Annotated in this window: 21 protein-coding genes; 14 read left to right on the top strand and 7 right to left on the bottom strand. The window is 38.0% G+C overall.

Annotated elements, in window-relative coordinates; all coding sequences use genetic code 11:
• The first annotated feature begins 377 nt into the window (after nt 1-377).
• Nucleotides 378-932, top strand: a complete 555-nt coding sequence (locus tag KTH84_RS00005) for a TetR/AcrR family transcriptional regulator (protein ID WP_262471531.1) — start codon at nt 378-380, stop codon at nt 930-932.
• 86 nt (nt 933-1,018) lie between these two features.
• Here the strand turns inward: KTH84_RS00005 and KTH84_RS00010 are convergent, their stop codons facing one another.
• Nucleotides 1,019-1,456 (bottom strand): DUF2147 domain-containing protein, encoded by a 438-nt coding sequence (locus KTH84_RS00010; protein WP_262471532.1) that lies wholly within the window; start codon nt 1,454-1,456, stop codon nt 1,019-1,021.
• 516 nt (nt 1,457-1,972) lie between these two features.
• Between KTH84_RS00010 and KTH84_RS00015 the strand changes: the two genes are divergently transcribed.
• On the top strand, nt 1,973-2,443 hold the full coding sequence (locus tag KTH84_RS00015) for a spore coat U domain-containing protein (protein ID WP_262471533.1): 471 nt from the start codon (nt 1,973-1,975) through the stop codon (nt 2,441-2,443).
• Between the two features lie 181 nt (nt 2,444-2,624).
• Here the strand turns inward: KTH84_RS00015 and KTH84_RS00020 are convergent, their stop codons facing one another.
• Complete coding sequence (locus KTH84_RS00020; protein ID WP_262471534.1) at nt 2,625-3,653, bottom strand: MerR family transcriptional regulator; 1,029 nt, start codon at nt 3,651-3,653, stop codon at nt 2,625-2,627.
• A 173-nt stretch (nt 3,654-3,826) separates the two neighbouring features.
• Nucleotides 3,827-4,741, bottom strand: coding sequence for a LysR family transcriptional regulator (locus KTH84_RS00025; RefSeq protein WP_262471535.1), 915 nt, complete (start codon nt 4,739-4,741; stop codon nt 3,827-3,829).
• 134 nt (nt 4,742-4,875) lie between these two features.
• On the opposite strand from KTH84_RS00025, the gene KTH84_RS00030 reads away from it, so the two are divergent.
• Both KTH84_RS00030 and KTH84_RS00035 read left to right on the top strand, forming a co-directional pair.
• Nucleotides 4,876-6,264, top strand: a complete 1,389-nt coding sequence (locus KTH84_RS00030; protein WP_262471536.1) for an amidohydrolase family protein — start codon at nt 4,876-4,878, stop codon at nt 6,262-6,264.
• A 23-nt stretch (nt 6,265-6,287) separates the two neighbouring features.
• On the top strand, nt 6,288-6,740 hold the full coding sequence (locus KTH84_RS00035; RefSeq protein WP_202743988.1) for a DMT family transporter: 453 nt from the start codon (nt 6,288-6,290) through the stop codon (nt 6,738-6,740).
• A gap of 104 nt (nt 6,741-6,844) precedes the next feature.
• Here KTH84_RS00035 and KTH84_RS00040 read toward each other — a convergent pair whose 3' ends face one another.
• The 4 genes from KTH84_RS00040 to KTH84_RS00055 all read right to left on the bottom strand — a co-directional run bounded on the left by KTH84_RS00040 (nt 6,845) and on the right by KTH84_RS00055 (nt 11,804).
• The gene (locus KTH84_RS00040; protein ID WP_262471537.1) at nt 6,845-7,543 is read right to left on the bottom strand and encodes a DUF1826 domain-containing protein; all 699 of its coding nucleotides are present in this window, start codon (nt 7,541-7,543) and stop codon (nt 6,845-6,847) included.
• A 153-nt stretch (nt 7,544-7,696) separates the two neighbouring features.
• Complete coding sequence (locus KTH84_RS00045) at nt 7,697-10,240, bottom strand: TonB-dependent siderophore receptor (RefSeq protein WP_262471538.1); 2,544 nt, start codon at nt 10,238-10,240, stop codon at nt 7,697-7,699.
• A gap of 69 nt (nt 10,241-10,309) precedes the next feature.
• Nucleotides 10,310-11,266 (bottom strand): FecR domain-containing protein, encoded by a 957-nt coding sequence (locus tag KTH84_RS00050; RefSeq protein WP_133974366.1) that lies wholly within the window; start codon nt 11,264-11,266, stop codon nt 10,310-10,312.
• A gap of 31 nt (nt 11,267-11,297) precedes the next feature.
• Nucleotides 11,298-11,804: an RNA polymerase sigma factor gene (locus tag KTH84_RS00055; RefSeq protein ID WP_133974364.1), complete on the bottom strand. Its 507-nt coding sequence runs from the start codon at nt 11,802-11,804 to the stop codon at nt 11,298-11,300.
• A 477-nt stretch (nt 11,805-12,281) separates the two neighbouring features.
• On the opposite strand from KTH84_RS00055, the gene KTH84_RS00060 reads away from it, so the two are divergent.
• From KTH84_RS00060 to KTH84_RS00105, 10 genes are all read left to right on the top strand, one after another.
• Nucleotides 12,282-13,652, top strand: a complete 1,371-nt coding sequence (locus tag KTH84_RS00060) for an EAL domain-containing protein (RefSeq protein ID WP_262472461.1) — start codon at nt 12,282-12,284, stop codon at nt 13,650-13,652.
• Nucleotides 13,653-13,781: 129 nt separating this feature from the next.
• On the top strand, nt 13,782-15,728 hold the full coding sequence (locus tag KTH84_RS00065; protein WP_262471539.1) for an acid phosphatase: 1,947 nt from the start codon (nt 13,782-13,784) through the stop codon (nt 15,726-15,728).
• A 418-nt stretch (nt 15,729-16,146) separates the two neighbouring features.
• On the top strand, nt 16,147-17,142 hold the full coding sequence (locus KTH84_RS00070; RefSeq protein WP_262471540.1) for an AraC family transcriptional regulator: 996 nt from the start codon (nt 16,147-16,149) through the stop codon (nt 17,140-17,142).
• Nucleotides 17,143-17,246: 104 nt separating this feature from the next.
• On the top strand, nt 17,247-17,942 hold the full coding sequence (locus KTH84_RS00075; RefSeq protein WP_262471541.1) for a hypothetical protein: 696 nt from the start codon (nt 17,247-17,249) through the stop codon (nt 17,940-17,942).
• A gap of 9 nt (nt 17,943-17,951) precedes the next feature.
• Entirely contained in the window at nt 17,952-18,524 is a 573-nt protein-coding gene (locus KTH84_RS00080; protein ID WP_262471542.1) for a cytochrome c oxidase subunit 3, read from the top strand.
• Between the two features lie 9 nt (nt 18,525-18,533).
• Nucleotides 18,534-18,851 (top strand): cytochrome C oxidase subunit IV family protein, encoded by a 318-nt coding sequence (locus KTH84_RS00085; RefSeq protein ID WP_262471543.1) that lies wholly within the window; start codon nt 18,534-18,536, stop codon nt 18,849-18,851.
• A 595-nt stretch (nt 18,852-19,446) separates the two neighbouring features.
• Entirely contained in the window at nt 19,447-20,001 is a 555-nt protein-coding gene (locus KTH84_RS00090; protein ID WP_262471544.1) for a TetR/AcrR family transcriptional regulator, read from the top strand.
• Between the two features lie 144 nt (nt 20,002-20,145).
• Nucleotides 20,146-20,379: a hypothetical protein gene (locus tag KTH84_RS00095; protein WP_133974345.1), complete on the top strand. Its 234-nt coding sequence runs from the start codon at nt 20,146-20,148 to the stop codon at nt 20,377-20,379.
• A 20-nt stretch (nt 20,380-20,399) separates the two neighbouring features.
• Nucleotides 20,400-20,591, top strand: a complete 192-nt coding sequence (locus KTH84_RS00100) for a hypothetical protein (protein WP_262471545.1) — start codon at nt 20,400-20,402, stop codon at nt 20,589-20,591.
• Between the two features lie 387 nt (nt 20,592-20,978).
• Entirely contained in the window at nt 20,979-21,683 is a 705-nt protein-coding gene (locus KTH84_RS00105) for a hypothetical protein (RefSeq protein ID WP_262471546.1), read from the top strand.
• Nucleotides 21,684-21,798: the final 115 nt, after the last annotated feature.

Below are 21,798 nucleotides of genomic sequence, written 5' to 3' on the forward strand. Positions count from 1 at the left end.
TGGGGTGCAGTTCAGGACGGGAGAGGGACACCCTCGGGTGTGCTGGTTAAATCTTTCACCAGTCTGCTAACCCTCTTCCGTTCTGCCACCATAATTTAAAATGTCTGGCAGAACTCCCAATAGAAGGAGTTGGCTTTGCACATCCATTATTTCTTGGCTCTCGATGCCAAAAGCTATAACGACACAGCTTAAAAATTTAAAGCAGTTTGATCGCCGTAAGGTTTTCAGGCTTTAAGTCATTACGGCTCAAAAAAACTTGCATCAACAATAAAACTTGAGATGTGCCACGCACAGTCTTTACGGCTTTGCTGTGCCTTTTTTTCTCCCAAAAAAGTATCTCATTTAGAAACAACAAGAATTTTTATAACGGTAAAGCTATGCCAAAGTTAGTTCTTTCCTCACGGGCCATACAAGTCATCAATAAGTCGATTGATTTATTTCACCATCGCGGATTTCATGTTGTTGGAGTCGACCGAATCGTGAAAGAGTGTGAAATTCCCAAAGCAACTTTTTATAACTATTTTCACTCTAAGGAACGGTTTGTTGAAATCTGTTTGATTGTGCAAAAAGAACGTTTAAAAGAAAAAGTGGTTTCAATTGCTGAGTATGACTGCAACACCAATGTGGTTGATAAGATTAAGAAACTCTATTTTTTACATACAGATTTAGAAGGACTGTACTATTTATTATTTAAAGCCATTTTTGAAACAAAACTGACCTATCCAAAAGCCTATCAAGTTGCAATTAAATACCGAACGTGGCTAATCAATGAAATTTATAGCCAGCTTAGAACACTTAAAACTGATGCGACTTTTCAGGATGCAAAACTATTTTTATATATGATTGAAGGTGCAATTATTCAGCTTTTAAGTTCAGATGGGGCGGACCAGAGGGAAAGGGTGTTGGATTGTTCTTTGGTAGGTTTTGTTTAATGAAAATTACATGGTTCTTGAGATAAATGATCACTTCAAAAAAACCATGCAATTTTATAAATAAGGGCTTTTAACGGGCATGAAGCTTATTTAATTCGATACCACGTTTGGTTTCGACCAATTGCAGAGATACCGATGTATCCACGAGCGATAAGTTTTGCGCCATCTGGAGATATTGTTGCGCTAAAGCGATATGTCTTGCCTGACTGTGGGTCTAAAATAGATCCATTGGCATATTTATTTTGACCTGAACTTTTTAAGTTTTTGACGATGGTCAAACCAATTAAAGATTTGTTTTTAAAGAGGCCCTCACACATCGTACATTTATTGGCTTCACTCGGAACGAGTATTTTTTCGATATTAGCAGAGAGATTACCATTTTTATCTTCGCTAAATCTTACTAGTGCTCTGGGTTCATTGGTTGCATCATCAATTGTTTTCCAAACACTGCCATGTAATTTGTCTGAAGCAAAAGAATGAATTGAATAAAAGCTAAGTAAAAGTAAGAATAAATATTTTTTCATATCAATGGTTTCTCGAATTAAAAATAGATAGTTTTAATGGCCAAAATTATTCATTTTAAATTTAACTTCACAATTTTCTTAATATTGAATCTATAAGCTAAACAATATGTGAAGTTATATTCTATTGACAGCAATATTATTTTGATCGATTTATTTATGCAATTGCGATAATAGACAGAATTATCAAATCTTATCCTCAAGAGTTGATGATTAAATTATAAATTATGAAGAGTTTTAAAAGTACGCAGTGAGTAAGCAGTCTTATGCTGTAATAAATGATGTCAAAATGTGTACTGAAAGGAAATAAAACATCAACTAATTTTTAAATTACTAAGATTGCGCGTAATGCATCACAAATTAAGAAAATAACATGCAAATCATGCGTTTAGTATTTATTGACAGTGTGCAATATTAAGTTTTATAACTAAAAGATCCTGAAGCTGTTTCTTTAACCAGAACAGAGAAATAACAATATAAAGATCAATAGATATTAGAACGAAAATATAAGGAGAAGAAATGAAAGTCATTACATACGCCTTATTTTCTCTTATGGGAATGCTGCTAATAAATAGTGCAGATGCTGGAAATATATCTACATCATTGAAGGTCAGTTTAACTATTGTAGAAACGTGTGAAGTTTCCACACAAGGAAATTTAGATTTTGGTTCAGTTGTTCGCTCTCAGCCAGTTGCTGGTGCAAGAACGGATGTATCTGTCCAATGTAGCCAAAATACGCCGTATCAATTGGCGGTAACTTCAGACAATAACTTTGAACTTAAATCTGCTGCCAGCACAGCATCTGTTGCATATGTACTGTATCAAGATGCTGGCCATACTCAAATTTGGGGAGGGTCAGCAGATAAAATACATTCAAGAATCGCAACAGGAATGAAAGAAAATATTCCTATTCATGGGGCAATTACATCAAGTACCAATGTTCAGGCAACCAAATATGAAGATTGGGTCCGTGTGAATGTCATATATTAACAATAGAAAATAAAATAATGATTTATATTAATTACTTAATTTAAAAATAAAGTAAAAATTATTTTAGGAATAAATAGGATATTTTTTTAAAAGCTACACCAAATTATGGTGTAGCCAGCTGTTTTGATATCGTTTAGTTTAAACTGCTCTTCTTATAAAAAAGCGATTTAACTTGATAGAACTAAGCACTACGCATTAATACTGCTACTGCTTTTTCTAAAAATTGTAGGGTAACTGGTTTGAGCCAAGTGCCCTCAGCAAGACTTGGTTCATTTCGCATTGCTGTACGGATTTTTTCTTGGGTAGCCACTTCTTTACCAGCATAGCCTTGTAGCATAGTGAGCCATTGTTGTGCCAAACGCTTTGCTCCATCACTATCTGGTGTGACCTCTGCATCTATCAATTTTTCAACATCGACCAATAATTGAGGCCATTTTTTCATCTCACGAATGTAATTTTCTTTTAGAAAATCAAATTCATCGTCAGATAAATAACGGGCAAAAATACTCAGTTTACTCTCAGAAAAAGCTTTAAGTAAAAACTCAACAACTTCTGGCGTTACTCCTAATTTTTCCTGAAATTCGGGCTCGGCTGAATTGATGGTATTTAATTTAACAAGCCATTCAGGGTTAGCTCGTGTATTGTGCTCAAGAGTTTTCATCCACTTTCGGGCTAAGTCTTGAGCTACTTCAGAGTTAAATGGTTCGCCAGCATTAAATAGTGCATTTGCTGCTTGAGTTAACTCTTGCCATTCTTGGTGACTTTTACTGCCTGCTTGTAAGAAAGTGAGTTTTTCAATCTCTTCTTTTGTAAAGTATTTCTCATACATTGCTATAAGCTCCAGTGTTTTTAACCAATCTTCCAAATCAAGCTCTTCACCATTCATGATCTGAGATTTAAGTTTGCTGAGCTGATTTCGCAATTTCTTTTGCTCAGTCAGTCTTTGATCAATTGCTTGAATCTGCTGATCAATAATGGGTAAAAGAGCAAGATTGGGGTCTTCAAGAACCGTATAGATTTCAGCTAACGACATTCCCAGTCCTCGTAATGCTTGAATCTGATGCAAACGAGTAATGTCTTTACGGGTGTATAGTCGATAACCAGCATCGGAACGGACCGAAGGCTGAAGTAAACCGATATCGTCATAGTGATGAAGAGCACGGACAGTAAGTCCTGTCTGCTTAGCCAATTCACCAACTTTTAACAGCATCTTTTTAGCTCCTTCTTCCTTAGGTGTGTTTTATGCTAGGGGCTTACGTTACGTGAGGGTCAACTACTTTAAATCATATTTTTTTCTTATTTTCGCTTTGCTGAGTATACAAATTTATCTTGTATATTTTATTGAGTGCGTTAGTGCAATTACAAAGTCTTAAAAATAATCTTTTAAAGTGAGTTAGTTTGATTATTGCTAATAAGCTCGGCTATCCAGTCAGAAAATACCCTTACTGCTGGTGAAAGAAAACGCTGATGCGGATAAAGTAAAGTTACGGCAACAGGTGGTGGGCACCAGTCTTGTAACACCGCGATGAGTCTTTTTTCTTTGAGGTGCTTTGACACAAGTCTTTCAGCAAGTTGAGCAAGTCCGTAACCTTCAAGGCACATTTTTATATAAAGCTCAGTTTCATTAACGGCGACAGTACCATTCATTTGTACAGTTTTTTTCTCTCCATTTCGTACAAAGCGCATTTCACCCGCATGTCTGTTGTTCCCTGAAAAATAATGAATAGCTCGGTGATGTGCTAAATCATCGGGAGTTTGTGGAATTCCGTTTTCTTTTAAATATGCTGACGATGCGCATGTGACCCAACGGAACTCACCAAGAGGGCGGGCAACAAGGGTGGAGTTTTCTAGATTCCCCATCCGAATCACACAGTCTACGCCTTCCTTAATAAGATCTACTTGTCTATCGCTGACACCTATCATGAGGTAAATATCTGGATAACGTTGTTGAAACTCTTGCAGGTTCGGCATGATCACCGAATGAGCGATGCCCGCAGGCATATCAACTCGTAATCGACCATGTGGCTGTTTGATGGCATTGGTCAGGTTAGATTCTGTATGTTCAATCAGGTCGAGTATTTCTCGGCACTGGGTCAGATATTCTGCTCCCTCTGGCGTCAGGCTAACCCGTCTTGTTGTTCTGTTTAACAGACGCACTTGTAAATACTTTTCAAGATTTTTAATTGTACTAGTGACTGTTGAGGCAGGTAGGGAAAGTGCCTCTGCCGCATGAATAAAGCTTTCAGCTTCTGCTACCCGAACAAAAATCTGCATTGCCTGAATACGATCCAATCTCATACCTTTGTCCCCATACTATATTCATACTCTTAGATTATTCGCTTTCGCTGAATAATAAAAACAGTTTAACCAGCTTTTTCAGCATTATCACTTCAGATAGATTTTCAGCATACATTTGAGAAGTTGGAATAATGATGACTGATTACAACAGAAACATAGTGCAGCTGACTGAGTCTTCACCAAATAGAACGCTGATTCGCAGGGCGACGATCCTAAGCATGGATAGCGTGATTGGGAATATGGTTCGCGGAGATATTCTGATTGAGGGCGGCAAGATTACCGCCATGGGTGAAAATTTAGAAGCCGAAGGTGCAGCTATTATTGATGCATCCAATATGATCGCGATGCCGGGTATGGTCGATACTCATCGACATTCATGGGAAGGGCAACTGCGACGGATTAATCCGAATGCTGAAACGTTAGAAGACTATTGCAACGCGACGCACTATTCTTTTGCCAAGTACTATCGCCCAGCAGATATGTACATCGGTAATTTGCTTACAGCTCTAGGCTGTATAGATGCGGGTATCACAACAGTGATTGATAACTCGCACAATAGTCGTAGTGCCGCTCACTCTGATGCGGCTGTTGAAGCTTTGCTAGATGCTGGTATTCGAGCTGTACACGCTTCTGGTGCGCCGGTATCAGGAGACTGGGATAGAGCGAACTGGCCTAGCAATCTCGAACGCCTACAAAAAAAATATTTTAAAAACAGCGAAAACAGTTTGGTATCACTGGCTGCCATGGCTCAGCTAGAACCTGAACTATGGGCTGAGGCACGCAGATTGGAGCTGCCAATCATTACTGAATTTTTTGGTGGTGAAATGGCTGCTGCACTAGAGGGACTGCATCAACTAGGACTGCTAGGACCAGATAATATCTTTAACCACTGTACCTCGCTGCCAGACGCTGGATGGGAAATTTTGCGTGAGGCTGGAGTACGAGTAAACGTATGCCCACGATCAGATGCCCACTACGGCATCGAAGACGGTATGTTTGCCCTGCAGTCGGCTCTACGTCACGGCATTAGACCCGGTTTGAGTGTAGATAATGAAACCTCTTACAGTGGTGATATGTTCATGGAAATGCGCGTAGCGTTTTACTTACAACGTGTCATGGGAATGCATCAGAACAAATGTTGTGGTTCAGCACATTCGCCAGTGACTCTTCAGGCTCAAAATCTTCTAAAAGCTGCGACGCTTGATGGTGCAACTTGTGCAGGTTTACAAGAAAAAATTGGCAGTCTAACCCTTGGAAAACAGGCGGACCTGATATTGATTCGAACAGATGACCTTAACCTTTATCCGTCTGGCAACGCGTTTGGCACGGTGGTTCATGCAGCCGAGCGTAGCAATATTGATACAGTGATGATTGGCGGACGAATCGTTAAATGTGATGGTAAAGTGTTGGGTGTGGACAGTGAGCGACTTCGTGCAGCGATTGATGAATCTCGCCAGCATCTTTTTGCTGCGGCTGGTTATGTTCCAGACATTTTCGCCGAAACGTTTTTGCCCCTTGAATAAACCAGATGAAAGGGGGGCACACGATGAATGTTATCTATTACCTTATGGCCTTTGCCGCGGGATTAGGGATTACTCTACAGACTACGTTGAATGGCCAACTGGCTAAAGGCATAGGCGGGGATTCTGTTGTTGCGGCGTTATTTTCGTTTACAGCTGGTGCGGTATGTCTTGGGATTTACTCTCTGGTGCGAGGTGGAATCGCTCCTTCGCTGATCGCTATTCCTGCTCAGCCATGGTGGAGTCTTTTAGGCGGAGTTCTAGGTTCTTGCGCACTACTTAGTTATGTCGTCCTTGCGCCTAGAATTGGGTTGTCTGCATTGCTGGGGCTGGCAATTGCTGGGCAAATTATCTCGTCATTATTAATTGATCATTTGGGGTTGATGGGAGCGACTGAACGCCCAGTTTCCATGATTAAACTGGTCGGAACAGTGGTCATGCTGGTAGGTCTAGGGATTGCTCTTTTTGGTGATAGGTGATGAATCTTTAAACCAGTATTGTTGATATAAAGTGACTTCAAGCCATTCCATTCATGGGAGTGGCAACACATTACTCCATAAAAACTAATTAACCACCGAAACATTTAACAAATCAGTAGCAACCGATACTCGCCATCTTTTTCAACAGGCGCTCTATGAACACACGGCAAAACCTGTTGTGTAGGATGATCTACTGCCAAGCGCCACAAATGTCCTGTGCCTAAATTTACAGGTTGGGCGTTAGATTTAGGCTGGTAATGCAAATCAAAAAAATACTCTGCCAAAAAGGCTTCAAATTCAGCATCTGGGCCTTCATGTAATGCTTTGAGCTTTTCTCTAATTTCTGGGATTAAAACTTTTTGTTCAACCTGATCATTGGGCACAATATCGCTCGCGGCGCCGTGATAGGTACATAAGAATGTATCGGTTTCAATAGGGGAGCGATCGACATGAAATGAATATACGTCTGTTGAAATGAAATCTAGCTCGTCATCGCGTTCATAATATTTAAGTAAATTCAGTACGGGTGATGCACCGAAATCAGTTAATTGCTGTATGTCTTCTAAAATAGTTTCCCTTGCCAAATTGCCTTGTTCTGAAAGCTGTAGCACTAAAAGGTCTTCAATAGAAACTTCTGTAATATTTTCTTTTAAATGAAGTTTATTTACAATTTCTTTAAAGTCACCAACCAGATTTCTGTGCCAACACATCGCATTTGCCTCTCCTTGAAACTTTGTACTTATAAGTTCAGGGAAACTAGACACTTGTCTAATTTGATTGCTGTCAGAAAACGCATTCTTCATATGAGAATTAAATAAAATAATAGAGCATATCTAATATTATAGCCTGAGCTTAGGCGAAAATATTCTATTCCAATGTATTAAGCCAGTTTAACCTTACTCCAGAAGAACATTATTTGCCTCTGAAGTAAGATCTTTAAAAGTCGAGTAATTTATTTACCACTCATATTTCACACCCACTCGAAAATTGGTCGGAGCGCCGTAATAGCTATTTGTAGTGGCTAAATGGTATTTCTCATTGAATAAGTTATTAACATTAAAATTGAGCATAAGATTATTGTTCACCTTATAACGGGCCATTAAGTCGACCAAAGCGTAACTTTCTTGAGTAAATCTACCCGTTGCAGAGACTGCATTTTTTTCATAAATTTCGCTTTGCCAACGAACACCGCCTCCAATAGTAAGGGCTTCATCAAGATAAGGCAGGGTATAGGTGGTAAACAGTTTGGCTGTGTTATTTGGCACACCGGTATTTAATCGGTTGTCTTGGCTATCTTTTGATAAGTTACGGCTAAAGCTTGTGGAAACTTGCCATAAATCAGTCAACTTACCTGTCGCCTCGATTTCAAAGCCGCGGCTTTCAGTGCCCGACTCTGTTCGATATGCTTGAGAACCATCTCGGGCAAATACATCGGTCAATGCAATCGCTGTATTGTCTTCTTTAGTTTGATAAATAGCAGCTCCAACATTTAACTGATTATCAAAAAACTCACCCTTAATACCCAGCTCGGTACTATTACCTATTAACGGTTCTATATATTCGCCTGTAGGGGCCTTCTTATCTTGTGGTGAAAAAATGTTGGTGTAGCTTGCATACGCAGTCCAGTTGTCTGTGAAATCATAGGTAACACCGACATATGGAATCACCTTGCCACTTTCTTCTTGTGTTGTGTAGGTGGTCTTATTGTTAGCATCTGAATGGTTGGCTGTTACACGTTCCCAGTCTTCAATACGCGTACCTAAAATGACTGCAAGATTGTCGGTTGCTTTAAGACGAACAGCACCAAAAATAGATTGGCTACGATCATCGCCGCTGTACCAGCCGTCTATTTTTGTTTCGGGGCGGTTGGGTGTACTACCATCCCATGCAAAAATATTTTTTAGAGTGCCATCCCATGTCATTTTATCGTCAACTGTGTTATTCCAGCCCGAATAGGTAGGACGTTTATTTTTACTTTTTGTGTAGGTTGTGCCGAGTACTACATCATGAGTTTGATTAAATAAATCAAATGATCCGTTTAAGGTTAAATTAAATAAATCTTGAGTAGGACGATAATCCCAACGGGTTGCATACAACATCGCCCCGCTACCAGTGGCTTTATCAATTCCTTCACTTGAGTAGGTATAGCCTACAATTTCGTCAGAATCGGTAATGGTTCTAGACACCACACCTTTTAATTTCCAGCGGTCATTCAACTGGTGTTCAATATCTGCAAAGTAAGATGTAGTAGAACGGTCAGAACCCGTCCAACTCGCTGCCGCTGAATCTGAACGTGACCAGTCGATTAAACTCCCGTCGGTATAAAAGCTAGGTAAGCCACCTCTAGCAACGCCAGTCATGTCAATTTGTTGATAGCTAGCACCTAAACTTGCTTTGGTTTGGTCACTTAAATCGGCTTCTACGACTGCATAAGCCACTTTACGTTCTTCATTGTAACGGTCGATATAGGAGTCTGATTTTTGGTAGGCAAACAGGGTACGACCACGAATACTTCCTGATTCATTAAGTGGTGTGGAAACATCAATATCGGTACGGTAAGAATCCCAAGAACCAACGTCAGCACTTACCGAAGCTTTAAAGTTCTGTAATGGTTTTTTTCGGACCAGATTAATACTTGCGCTTGCACTTCCGGCACCTGTCATTAAGCCATTTGCACCTCGCACAACCTCTACACGGTCAAATAAAGCCATGTCCTGACTTTGGAAAATACTTGAATATGAACTCATGAGCTTCACGCCATCGAGTAAATAACTATCCACTTCTTTACCGCGAGCGTAAATAGGGGAATTATCACTACCAATATTTCCGCCTTGTTTAATAGAAAGGCCTGCCGCCTGACTTACAACATCAGTTAATTGGGTCAGGTTCTGATCTTTCATTTGTTGATTGGTGATTACACTGACCAGTTGAGGCGTTTCTTTTAAACTTAAAGCTACGCCTGTAGAAGCAGTAGTGGCCTTGGCCGTATATAAACCAGATCCTTCGGTTGTTAGGTTTTCACCATGATCGGCATTGATATGAATCGTTGCTAAATGAGCTGTGCCCGTTTCACCACCCGCTGTATCAAATTCATTATTGTTATTTGCTTTGGTTTTAATGGTTTCCAACTGAAAGACTTTGGGTTCAATCGGAGCGGGAGAAGACTTCACTCGAATGCTATAGCCGCCATTGTTGACTTTAACAGCTTCAAATGGCTGATTTTGTAATAGCAGACTTAAAGCATTGTCAACAGCGTAATTCCCTTTAAGCGCTTTGCTTTTTGTTTTTGAAAGGCTCGCATTATCGTAGCTAATGGTTGTACCCGTTTGAATCGCTAGTTGCTTAATGGCCTGATCAAGTGTGCTTTGATTAATTGAAATACGATAAGTTTGCGCAGCGTAAGCAGAAGTTGTGGTAAGCGCCGTGACCACCAAGGGCGTACTCCACAGCACTGCACGTATAGCCAAAGCCAGTTTACTTTTTGCTTGATAATCCTTCATGTGGTCTTCTCGACAGTGGAGTGTATTTCTCTATAAGTCGAACCAGATCAAAAAAAGGGTCATGTTTTTTTATCTTTTTTTAATATTTAACAGATAAGGACTGTAATAGGTCAGTTCAAGTTGATGGCTATAGGCCAAAGTTTCTAAGCTTTGCTCAGGATTTTTGAGCGAAAATACGCCCGAAATTTTTATATTTTTCAATTCCGGATCGATGCTATAGGTTCCCTTTTTATAGCGGAATAGTTCATCCAACACTTTTTGGAGTGGCCATTGATCTACGACCAAAAGTTGTTGGGTCCAGTAAGGTTGATCATTATCGAGTGGAAGCGATTTTGAAATATATTTTTCATCAAAAAAAGCACGCTGGCCTTGTTTTAGAATCTGCCGTTTAGAGGAGTTCTCTGGCTCAATGGCTACTGCATGCTTATAAACCTTAACTTTTGTTTGTTCGCTATTTTCTTGTCTCACTGAAAATTGAGTTCCTAAGGCTTCTACTGAACCATTTTTTGTTTCGACAATAAACGGCCGATGTTGAGTATCCTTGGCAGTCTCAATATAGATTTCCCCATCAATTAGTTTTATCTGACGTGTCTCTTGCGTGAAATTTATATCGACATAGCAATTACTTGCCATAATGAGTTGTGAACCATCTTTTAACGATACTTTTTTAATTTCGCCCACTTTGGTGTGATAGTCAGATTGCCATTTTTCCCAAGGGATGCAATAGGCAGACAAGCCAACGATGACTAAGCCTGAAAGGCTTAACAGCAGATTGCGTTTTGCAGCGAGATTAAATTTTTGATTAGACTGGACTAAAGCTTCGGAAGGGAAGTTACCTGCAAGGTTTGTTAAACCGTGGCTAAACTTTTCCATTTGCTGGAGTGCTAATTGATGTTCTTTTTTTTCAGCTTTCCATTGCTCAAACTGTTGCTGCTGTAACGCTGTCATTTCCCCTGAATGCAAAAGGACCAACCAATCTGCGGCTGCATCTAAAACATGATGAGGGATTTTCGTAATATCTGACATAGGGTAGAAATTTTAAGCGCGTTTAACGGGTTTAATGATAGAGGTCTATGCAAGCCAAAAAAGCTTGTTTCATATCTCTTTTTACAGTGGCCTCAGAAATATTCATTTTTTCACTAATTTCTCGATAAGTCATGCCGTCTAGCTGAGACATCAAAAACACTTGAGCCGTTCGGGTGGGGAGTTTTTCTAATATTAAATGAACCTGATACAAGGTTTCTTGAATATAAACTTCATGCTCAGCAGAGGGATAATATTCTTGTGGAAGGTTTTGTAGGGCATCGAGATAGAGATTTTCAATATGTTGACGACGCCAATAATCAATAATCACATGCTTGGCGATTCCCATCAGCCATGCTTGAGGCTCTTTAATTTGTTTAAAACTATATTCACTTTTTAAAGCACGATAAAACACTTCCTGACTCAGGTCTTCAGATTGATGATGATGCTGAAGTTTATGTTTAAACCATGACAAGAGCGTGCTTTGCTGAGAACGGTAAATTTGGCTAAACCATACTTGTTTATCTACATTCAGGTTCATAGCAGCGAAGTCCACAAATTGGTAATGAGTAGCACAATTAAACAAACATTTAAGATATTCTTAAATAGTAATGATAATTATTATTAATATCAATAATGAAAACTATATATTGTAAGAAGTTGGTTGAACTAATGGATGAATCGTATTGCTTGAAACAGGTTTCTTTATAGGACTAAAAAAGATAAGTCAGCCATTTTGATGACGTGAAAAAAAGAGTTGAAGGGGAGCTGGCTTTTGGCATCCAAGCCTTGTATCAGCCTAGTAGAGACGTGTATTGTTGTATGGCTATACTTTAAATTATAGAGGCCATTGAAAAGTGATGTTTTTTAACCACATTTATTAAACAAACGGATTTTGCTAGCAATAGTGAAAAAACACCTAATCTAAAAATAATAATATAAATAACAAAGGTGTAAGACATTAAATTTTATTGATTGAATCCTGGATTGGATAATGAATAATCAATATGGGGGAACCATCAAGAAATATTTTACGGTTGATTTTATGATTGCTTTGTCTTACTTAAAAAAACACAAGAAAAACTACCGTGCTATAAAGGACCAACAACTTACAATTGCTGCTAAAGCAAATATTTTTATTTGCATTATTTTTTGCTTGTTTTGGACCATATATTTCGCATTTGCACAAATGTGGCTGATTGTTTATATGGATGTGTTTTTTACACTAGTATCTATATTTAGTCTTTTTTTAATTTATATACGTCGAATTTCAGCTGGTATTCTTCTATCACAAATTGTTCTTTTGGCTTTTCCTGTGGTTTTTTGCCTAATTTTTGATGTCGCTACCCTAGATCGGCCGCGTGTGGCACACCTGTTTTTACCCGCTGGAGCTATATTAGGATATTTAAATTACCGTAGAGATCCGAGCTTTTTACAAATCGTTTTAATTATCTTATCGATCGCGTGCTTTATATTTTTTAGTGGAAGTTCTTTTACGCTCGATAGTGCAATACCTTTATCAGAAAATATTCGTGATCATGGCGGGTGGATCGCGACATGTGTTGCTACCCTCATGATTTGTATTTCAATTTATACCATGCAATTAGAGATACAAACAGAAAATACCATGGTGCAAGACTTACGCTTAGCACTGGCCAAAGAACAATTTGAACTTTTTTATCAACCGCAAATGAATTCTTCTGAAAAAATTATCGGGGCAGAAGTCTTGTTGCGATGGAATCATCCAGTGTTGGGATACATTCCTACAAAAGATTTTATTCCAGCTGCGGAAACTTTTGATTTAATGCCTGAAATTGGGGAGTGGGTATTGGTTCAGGGGTTTAAAGTATTACAAGATTGGAGTGAAAAAGAAGCGACGAAAGATCTCACACTTTCTATTAATATTAGTGCTGATCATTTCATGCAACCAAACTTTGAGCAGACTGTGATTGCCATGGTTCAAAAATATGAAGTTAATCCAGCTCAACTCATATTAGAAATAACCGAAAGTATTGCTTTAAATAATTGTGTGAGCGTCATCGAAAAAATGCATTTCTTGTCTAAACATGGAATTCAGCTTTCTCTTGATGATTTTGGTACGGGGTATTCATCTTTAAGCTATTTACAAAAAATGCCCATTAGACAAATCAAGATTGATCGTAGCTTTGTGCAAGCAGCTTTGGATGATAAACGTAGTAATAAATTAGTCACGGGTATTATTAAAATTGGACTAGATTTGAACCTTCAAGTGTTAGTAGAAGGGATTGAAACTGCTGAACAGTTTAGCGCTTTTAAAAACAATGGTTGCACGGAGTTTCAAGGCTATTTATGGGGTTGTCCAATGCCATTAAATGATTTTCTGAAGCAATTGTCACATTTCAATCAATAGGCAAAAAGACTGCTTAACATGTTTAGAGATAAAAAATTATTTAGAATAAATTTAAATTAATGGGTGATAAGTAATAACAGCTAAACATTAATGATGAAAGATACGGATATTTATTAAACGGGTCACATCATGTCTAGCTTTAAAATAAATACACTTTTACTTTCTCTTATCTCTTGTTCAGTCTTTTTTACAGGGTGTAATGACAGTAATTCTTCTGAAGATAATTCGACAGAAAATCAGGAAATACCCGCAGCTCCGAAAGGGTTAGGATATGAAGATACGGCTCCCGTACCATCAAATATCATCACCATTGTAGATTCATGGATAACCAATCAACGTGGCGATGCACGATATGCTACGGTTGAAACAAATGCTGGTGTACGTGTGTTGAGCGGCTTTTTAGATGTATGGACGCCATCAAGTTTATTTGTAGATGCAGGTCAATCTGCGGAGGCAAAAGACGGTTTTCCTGCCGTAGTTGAATCAAACTGGACTGGTTTACCGGGCGACAGTACAGATGGTACAGAAAAGAATGCAGATGTATTGAACTACAACATTAATTATTCAATTCAGACCACTCATAAACGTACAGAAGAAGACGCTATTCGTGCCTATTTAGATGATAGACGTGGAAAAAGTTATAGTGTCACGACAGGGATGGGAGCATTAACCGATCCATGGAGAAAACTCACTGGGCAGACTACAACAATTAATTCAGTACCAGCCGATGCCGCACAAGTAAAATATGATGACAAAGGAAATAACAGTGGGCTGACCACGGCTGATGGGAATGCCAATTTTGGTAAAGTCGTTGAATTTGTTCAGTCAATGGGAAATAACTCTTCAACGGAGTCTGCAAAACGTTTTTATAAATACGCACGCCCGTGGCGTTGGAGTTCAGAAGTTATTGTCGTGCCGAGTTTAGAGTCTGCAAAAAGTAGTACGCCTACAACGGACGGCGGTTTCCCAAGTGGTCACACTGCCGAAGCAGGCCGAAATGCAATTGTAATGGCTTATTTAGTGCCTCAGCGTTACCAAGAACTGATTGCTCGTGGTTTAGATTTAGGTGATTCTCGTATTATCGCAGGAATGCATTCAGCAATGGATGTGATTGGTGGAAGACTTCAGTCCATTGCAGCAGATGTTGCAAACTTAAATGCCATGACTGTAGAGCAACGTAAAGAAGCCTATCTACAAGCTCAAACACAGCTCATGAAAGAGACCAATAGTTCAACATTTGAATCGTTTTATAGTTTGGCCAAAACACCTTATGACGCTAATGACCGTTTTACCGATCTTGAGAAATTAAAACAGCAGGTGAATCACTGGATGACTTATGGCTTTAATCAAATTGGCGATAAAACAAAAATAGCAACGGTCCCTAAAGGAGCAGAGGTTTTATTGGAAACCAGACTTCCTTATTTAACATCCGATCAGCGCCGTGTAGTTCTAAAATCGACTGCGCTTGCTTCGGGTTATCCGGTCATGGATGACGTGGAAGGATATGGTCGCTTAAACCTGTTTAGAGCTGGTGCAGGTTATGGCAGTTTTGATGGTGATGTAAATCTGATCATGGATGCCAGTTTAGGTGGCTTTAACCAATATGACCAATGGAGTAATGACATTACTGGTGCTGGCAAGCTCACTAAATTTGGTACAGGAACTTTAGCACTAACAGGAAATAACTCGTTTACGGGTGGTATTGATTTAAAGCAAGGTGGTTTAGAAATATTGTCTGAGCATGGTGCTGGTCAAGGCGATATTTATATGCATGAAAATAGCTTATTAAAAACCAACTCCGCTAAAACAGTTAATATTGCGGGTAATTTAACTCAGCTTGCGGGAACGACATTCAACATCACTTTAAAATCGAATGTACTTCCAGCAGTTCAGGTAGCAAATACAGCTACTCTAAATGGAACATTGCAGCTCGTTTCAAAAGACAATTTAGCAGCAGGCACTTATACGGTGTTATCAGCTAAAAAAGTCCAAGGCACCTATAAAAAAGTGACATTGAATGGCAAAGATATTACGCCAATCTATCAAAATAATAGCGTTAAGTTTACGGTGTCATAAGGTAAATTCACGCAAGTGTTTACTAGATTTATAGTGAAAAATAGGGAAGGTGGAAAAGATATATTTCCACCTTTTTTATAATTTTTGAAATCATATTTTCTAAAAATACTGTTTGTTTGAAAAATATAGAACGTGATTGAATGCTAGCTATGAGTAGAATGATCTCAAGTATTGTATCTACTTTAGTTATCTAAAAAATATTCAGATTCATAGAAATGATGTTAGAGGGGTAACCATTAAAACTCTAAAAAATGACAAATAATAATTATATTTGCTTTACGAGTTAGATCATTATTAATATTTAGGTTTGCTAATAAAGATTAATGATTTTGTCAAATATATTAGAAACTCAAAAAGAGGATTAATATGAGATAGGAATTAAAAAACTAAATAATCAATTAAGAAAGATATATTTCGAATGTTAGAACGCCAATTCGATACCGAAGCTGGTTTTTTTGCTGTTGAGACATACAAAACCATGAAAAAACTTGGTTTGGATGTGGCATATATTTTTTCTAAATTAGGTAAATTTGTTCCAGTGACATCGCCAGAATTTCGAAATAATGGGGAAATACATAAATTTTTGTGGGACATTGCTGAAGAAAGTAGTGGCGATAAGCTTATTGGGCTTCATATCGGTGAAAATATGCCTGTGCTACGTGGGCATATTGTTGAATATATCTTTATTAGCAGTTCAAGCTTTAGGGAAGCTTTGCAGAAAGTTATTGGTTATTTTCCATTAATTAGTGATTTAATCACTGCGGAACTTCAAGTAAAAGAACGTGCTGAAATCATAGTTCAATTTAAACTTCCTATTAGGCATTTCTCAGAGTTCTCACTGTCACAAGTTGTTGCTTTTCTTAAGTATATAACTAATGGGAAATTTAGGTTAAATGAGCTCCGTTTACCTTATGCATTAAATGCAGATGAAGCAGAGTATCTAAGAGTTTTTGATTGCCCAGTTATATTTGATAGCACTGATATGGCAATGGTATTCGATCCTGATATCTTAATTTGGAAATCTCCTTCTGCAGAGCCACACCTACTCGCTGCACATGAAATATTGGCGGAGCGATTTTTAGCAGATCTCGCAAAACACGATTTAATTTTTCGTATTCAAAATGAGTTGGGTAAACATTTGCCATTAGAAATACCAGATAAAAATAATATTTGCGAACGATTAAATAAAGATCCACAAAAATTAAAAGTAGAGCTAGCAAGTATTGGAACAAATTTTTCGGAAATTATAGACAACTATCAAAAAAATTTAGCATGTGGATTATTACGCCAGCGTGATATGTCTATTGAGCAAATTGCTTATATGACTGGATTTTCAGAGCCCTCCGCCTTTCATCGCGCTTTTAAACGCTGGACGGGATTAACTCCTCGACAATATAGTCAAAAATGGAGTTGATTTTCTGACAGTACGGCATTTTAAAGTCATACCCAGAAGTCATTTTTTGCTTATTTACAAAGTGTTCTAATTCCACAACATAAGAATGATGATGTGGATATTTTATGCAAAGTAATAATAAAACTCTGGAATATATTGGTGCATGGAGTGGTCTAGCCTACTTAATGCTATTTGGGCTGGGGTGGTTGATTCTAGCTCAGTTTTTCCCTCCTATTAGTCCTGCAGCGGGTCCAGAACAGGTGGCCCAAATATTTGTAGAACGCCGAATTCCCTTGATGTTGGCCTGTGTGGCTATGATGTTGTCGACTATTTTTCTGTTCCCATGTCTGGCTTTAATGATTTTGATTGCCCAAAAAATTGAACAGAAAGTGGGTATGTTAACAGTAATGATGGCTTTAACCTCAGTTACCTACCTTGTAATGAACTTCTACGTACCCTTGTTTTGGTCGGCAGCAGCTTTCCGTGCCGATCGTGCACCTGAAATTATTCAACTCATGAGTGATCTAGGCTACCTGCAATTTATGGGTGGCATACCAATGTTTGTTATGATTTGGGTATTTTGTGCATATGGGGCTCTAGTGCTCTGTCCACGTGAAAATCCTATTATTCCTCGTTGGTTTGGCTATTTGAGTTTATGGACAGCTATTTTATATATACCTGAACTACTTATTTATTTCTTTAAGGTTGGTCCATTTGCATGGGATGGCATTATCGGATTTTGGATACCTGCAATTTTGTTTATTGTATTTTTCTTGGCGACACCTTTTGTGCTTGTACCAGCAGTCAAGCGCCACTTTTAAGGTGATGCTATGAATCACCTAAAAGCAAAATCACGTCATGTACCTGGAGAGAATGAATTATGGATATTCATTCTCGGCGATATGTTTGTATTCTTTTTCTTTTTTTGTGTTTGGAGCATACAACACGCTTTACAACCAGCCCTGTTTCAACTGGGAAAAACTCAGATGAATTTAGGTTTTGGCCTAATCAATACTATTGCGCTATTAACTGCATCACTATTTGTAGCGCTTGGACTACAAAGTGCTAGACGTGCCAGATATTTGTTAGCACGTAAGTTTTATATAGCAGCCTTGGCTATGGGCTTACTCTTTGTTGTAATTAAATTTTTTGAATATCGAGAAAAAGTTTTAGCTGGGTTCAACCCGATAAGTAATGATTTCTTTATGTACTATTTTATATTTACAGGTATTCATCTTATTCATGTTTTTGTCGGACTAATTGCGCTGTTAATGATGATTGCGCGTTGTGGTCGCCCTCAAGCGAGTTCAGAGGATATACCTTTTTTGGAAGGAGCTGGGGTGTATTGGCATATGGTTGATGTGCTGTGGATTGTACTTTTTCTATTAATTTACCTGCTATAGGAGATATACATGACAACAGGTGATATAGATAAACAATCTTATTGGCAGTTAAAAGCAGTAGCTGTATGGATAATACTTTTGGTATCAACTGTTACTGCTTGGCACGAAAGTTCTAACTATCAAATGATTGCCCTCATAATTACGATTATCTTAGCTTTGATTAAGGTAATACTTGTGATTTATAGCTATATGGAAGTTGCGGGTGCAGCACGTTGGCTACAAATACTTTGTGGTCTTTGGATATTGGTTGTGTTTGGAGTAATTTTCTTTTGTTATACACAGACCGAGTATTTACTCAGTTTGATCAATCGAGCAGCATCTTTGTAAATCAATTTTTAACAATAAATTTTAATTATTTATCCTTACTTTTTAATGATCTATTTTAATACGATTGTCATTTCGTGTGCTTGACTGAAAGAGGGTTGAATACTATTCTTTGCCTGCTGGCCTACATTGCCAGTCGGTTGTCGCAGACCGATTCACACCCGTATCAGGATTATTTCTCTGAGGAATAATTTTGTGCGGCCATCTCGTTCCCTCCCGTTGCGGTAGGACGGGAGTGGGACACCCTCGGGTGTGCTGGTTGTGTGACCAGTCTGCGAACCCACTTCCGTTCTGCCACCATAATTTATAATGTCTGGCAGAACTCCCAATAAAAAGGAGTTGGCTTTGCACATCCATTATTTCTTGGCAGTCTTTGCCAAAAGCTATAACGACACAACTTAAACTTTTAAAGCAGTTTGATCGCCGTAAGGTTTTCAGGCTTTAAATTATTTCGTCTAAAAACTTAATCAACAATAAAACTTGAGATGTGCCAAGCACAGTCTTTATGGGCTTTGCTATGCTTTTTTTCTCCCAAAAAACGGCAGCGGTTTTTATATCTCATTTATATACAACAATAATTTTTTATAACGGTAAAACTATGCCACATTCAGATCTTCCATTTCGTGCTTTAAGCGTACTTCACTCAGCAAGATATCTTTTTAATCAATACGGTTTTCACAATGTCGGTGTAGACCGAATTATTGAGTCGGCAAATACTACCAAAGCCACGTTTTATAATTACTTTCACTCAAAAGAACGCCTTATTGAAATGAGCTTAACCTTTCAAAAAGATGGCCTTAAACAAGAGGTCATTTCGATTATCTATATTCAAAAAGAATTAACTCTAGTCGAAAAACTGCGCAAAATTTACTTTTTACATGCCGACTTAGATGGGCTTTATCATTTGCCATTTAAGGCTATTTTTGAAATTGCGAAAACACATCCAAAGGCCTATCAGACAGTAGTTGAATATCGGAACTGGCTGATTAATGAAATTTATAAGTTGCTTTTAACCACCAATGCAAATGCTTTAAAACCCGATGCCCACATGTTTTTGTTTGTGATTGATGGGGCAATGGTTCAGCTTTTAGACCCAAACAAACCAGATGAAAGAGAGCGGCTGCTTGAGTATTTTTTGATAGGATTGCAGTGATGAGAGTGATAGGGAAATTAATACAACAAGTATTCAATGGACAATTATATACTTGTATAAGTAGAGATTTTTTAAATAATTATATTTGCTTTATTAGATAGATGATTATTAATATTTAGCCTTGTTAATATAGATCCATGAATTATGAAATACTCTACACAAGATGCATTAGATTGGTTAAGTCAAGGTATTGACGGTATTAGAAATTCATCTAAAGAAGATAAAGTTAGTAATTACGCTTTGGGTTATGATATTGGCTTTCTTTATGGCACATTACGCACGTTATTAGTGACTGGCCATATCACACGTGAAGAATATAATAAACTCCATGCAGAATTAACGGAAACTCGTCAGGCTAGACTAGATGGATCTGAATGATAAGTAAAAAAGGAGTAATGATGAAATCAATAATGATTAAAGTCATTGATATAAAAAGTAAAGATACCTGCGACCTGCTTGCGGAGTTAGACCATGATAATAATGTAGTAAAAATATATAACTCTTATGGAAACAGACTAGAGATTGGAGCTCAAAATAGAGTCCGTTATAACAAAAAATGGTGGTCTTTTGAGAAAAGACAAGAAGGATGATTGCTTGTTTTACCCATATGCATTTCGGTCATTTATTTCCAATCAAATACTCGTTTTATAAATTAAATTTTAACGATAAAAGAGCCTTACTATTTGCAGTCAAGAGACGATCCAAGGTTTAGCTTGTCACGAAATTTTAACTTGATATTTAACTAAGGTAATTTTAGAATCCGCCCAACTAATTTTTAGGAGCTTCAATGTGAGTACTTGTTCGAGTGACGATAGTCGATCGGTAATAGTCTAAGTATCCACTGAAGTCCTTACAGACCTCTTTTTGTGGATGCAAGAAGAGGTTTTTTATTTTCATCTTTTCATTTCTATTATTAGCCCATGATTTAATCATGACGGGTTGTAGTACTCGCATATGCTCCATAACTTATGGGAGTGATGCCAGTGGTATTTACTTTAAAGAAACGCTCACTTATTTCAGGTTTCTGTTTATTGGCTTTATCTAACGCTAGCCATTGTGGACGACCTATGGTTGTTGACGACGCAGCTCTTGTTTCACCAAAAACATGCCAACTCGAAACATGGATGCAGCATAATCCTGACAACAAAGAATATTGGGCAATGCCTGCCTGTAATTTTGGTGGTAATTTTGAATTTGCTGTAGGGCTGGGAAGAGTAAACGATGATACTGAGCACGTCAGCTATGCAACCTTACAAGGTAAAACCTTATTAAAGCCTTTAGAAACCAATGATTGGGGAGTTGGTTTTTCTTTTGGAACTCAAATGAATACTAAAGATTCTTCAAACAAAGATTGGACTGTTAACGTTCCATTAAGTGTTTCTACTTTCGATGATAAATTTTTAATCCATGCCAACCTCGGTTGGTTACGTGAAAATACCACGCATAAAAACCAGACCACGTGGGGCATTGGAACCGAAACACAACTTATTCATCCATTAACGCTCACTGCCGAAGTATATGGTAATGATCGAAATGACGCCTTTTACCAGACAGGTTTTAAATACATGGTCTACAAGGACTTTGTTCAGTTAGATGCAAGTTATGGCAATCAAATTTCTCATCAGGATAATGCTTTTTTCTCTGTCGGATTTGTATTCCTAACAAATGAATTTTTACCTTGATGATTTAGGAATATCTTTATCTATCAATAACTGTGACAGATTCTAACTTTTTATAACATGTAAATACGACTATTCTAATTGGACTTGAGCACAATCTTTTGAAGTGTTCCTCTTT

It is taken from the genome of Acinetobacter sp. WU_MDCI_Abxb74 (assembly GCF_025513915.1).
GTDB lineage: Bacteria > Pseudomonadota > Gammaproteobacteria > Pseudomonadales > Moraxellaceae > Acinetobacter > Acinetobacter calcoaceticus_C.

Excerpts from the sequence above, each read along its gene's own strand:
- KTH84_RS00085 (WP_262471543.1), top strand. The coding sequence starts at position 18,534 with ATGACAACAGGTGATATAGATAAACAATCTTATTGGCAGTTAAAAGCA.
- KTH84_RS00030 (WP_262471536.1), top strand. The coding sequence starts at position 4,876 with ATGACTGATTACAACAGAAACATAGTGCAGCTGACTGAGTCTTCACCA.
- KTH84_RS00095 (WP_133974345.1), top strand. The coding sequence starts at position 20,146 with ATGAAATACTCTACACAAGATGCATTAGATTGGTTAAGTCAAGGTATT.
- KTH84_RS00105 (WP_262471546.1), top strand. The coding sequence starts at position 20,979 with ATGCCAGTGGTATTTACTTTAAAGAAACGCTCACTTATTTCAGGTTTC.
- KTH84_RS00050 (WP_133974366.1), bottom strand. The coding sequence starts at position 11,266 with ATGTCAGATATTACGAAAATCCCTCATCATGTTTTAGATGCAGCCGCA.
- KTH84_RS00040 (WP_262471537.1), bottom strand. The coding sequence starts at position 7,543 with ATGAAGAATGCGTTTTCTGACAGCAATCAAATTAGACAAGTGTCTAGT.
- KTH84_RS00015 (WP_262471533.1), top strand. The coding sequence starts at position 1,973 with ATGAAAGTCATTACATACGCCTTATTTTCTCTTATGGGAATGCTGCTA.
- KTH84_RS00005 (WP_262471531.1), top strand. The coding sequence starts at position 378 with ATGCCAAAGTTAGTTCTTTCCTCACGGGCCATACAAGTCATCAATAAG.
- KTH84_RS00035 (WP_202743988.1), top strand. The coding sequence starts at position 6,288 with ATGAATGTTATCTATTACCTTATGGCCTTTGCCGCGGGATTAGGGATT.
- KTH84_RS00055 (WP_133974364.1), bottom strand. The coding sequence starts at position 11,804 with ATGAACCTGAATGTAGATAAACAAGTATGGTTTAGCCAAATTTACCGT.
- KTH84_RS00020 (WP_262471534.1), bottom strand. The coding sequence starts at position 3,653 with ATGCTGTTAAAAGTTGGTGAATTGGCTAAGCAGACAGGACTTACTGTC.
- KTH84_RS00010 (WP_262471532.1), bottom strand. The coding sequence starts at position 1,456 with ATGAAAAAATATTTATTCTTACTTTTACTTAGCTTTTATTCAATTCAT.
- KTH84_RS00045 (WP_262471538.1), bottom strand. The coding sequence starts at position 10,240 with ATGAAGGATTATCAAGCAAAAAGTAAACTGGCTTTGGCTATACGTGCA.
- KTH84_RS00025 (WP_262471535.1), bottom strand. The coding sequence starts at position 4,741 with ATGAGATTGGATCGTATTCAGGCAATGCAGATTTTTGTTCGGGTAGCA.
- KTH84_RS00075 (WP_262471541.1), top strand. The coding sequence starts at position 17,247 with ATGCAAAGTAATAATAAAACTCTGGAATATATTGGTGCATGGAGTGGT.
- KTH84_RS00100 (WP_262471545.1), top strand. The coding sequence starts at position 20,400 with ATGAAATCAATAATGATTAAAGTCATTGATATAAAAAGTAAAGATACC.
- KTH84_RS00070 (WP_262471540.1), top strand. The coding sequence starts at position 16,147 with ATGTTAGAACGCCAATTCGATACCGAAGCTGGTTTTTTTGCTGTTGAG.
- KTH84_RS00065 (WP_262471539.1), top strand. The coding sequence starts at position 13,782 with ATGTCTAGCTTTAAAATAAATACACTTTTACTTTCTCTTATCTCTTGT.
- KTH84_RS00090 (WP_262471544.1), top strand. The coding sequence starts at position 19,447 with ATGCCACATTCAGATCTTCCATTTCGTGCTTTAAGCGTACTTCACTCA.
- KTH84_RS00080 (WP_262471542.1), top strand. The coding sequence starts at position 17,952 with ATGAATCACCTAAAAGCAAAATCACGTCATGTACCTGGAGAGAATGAA.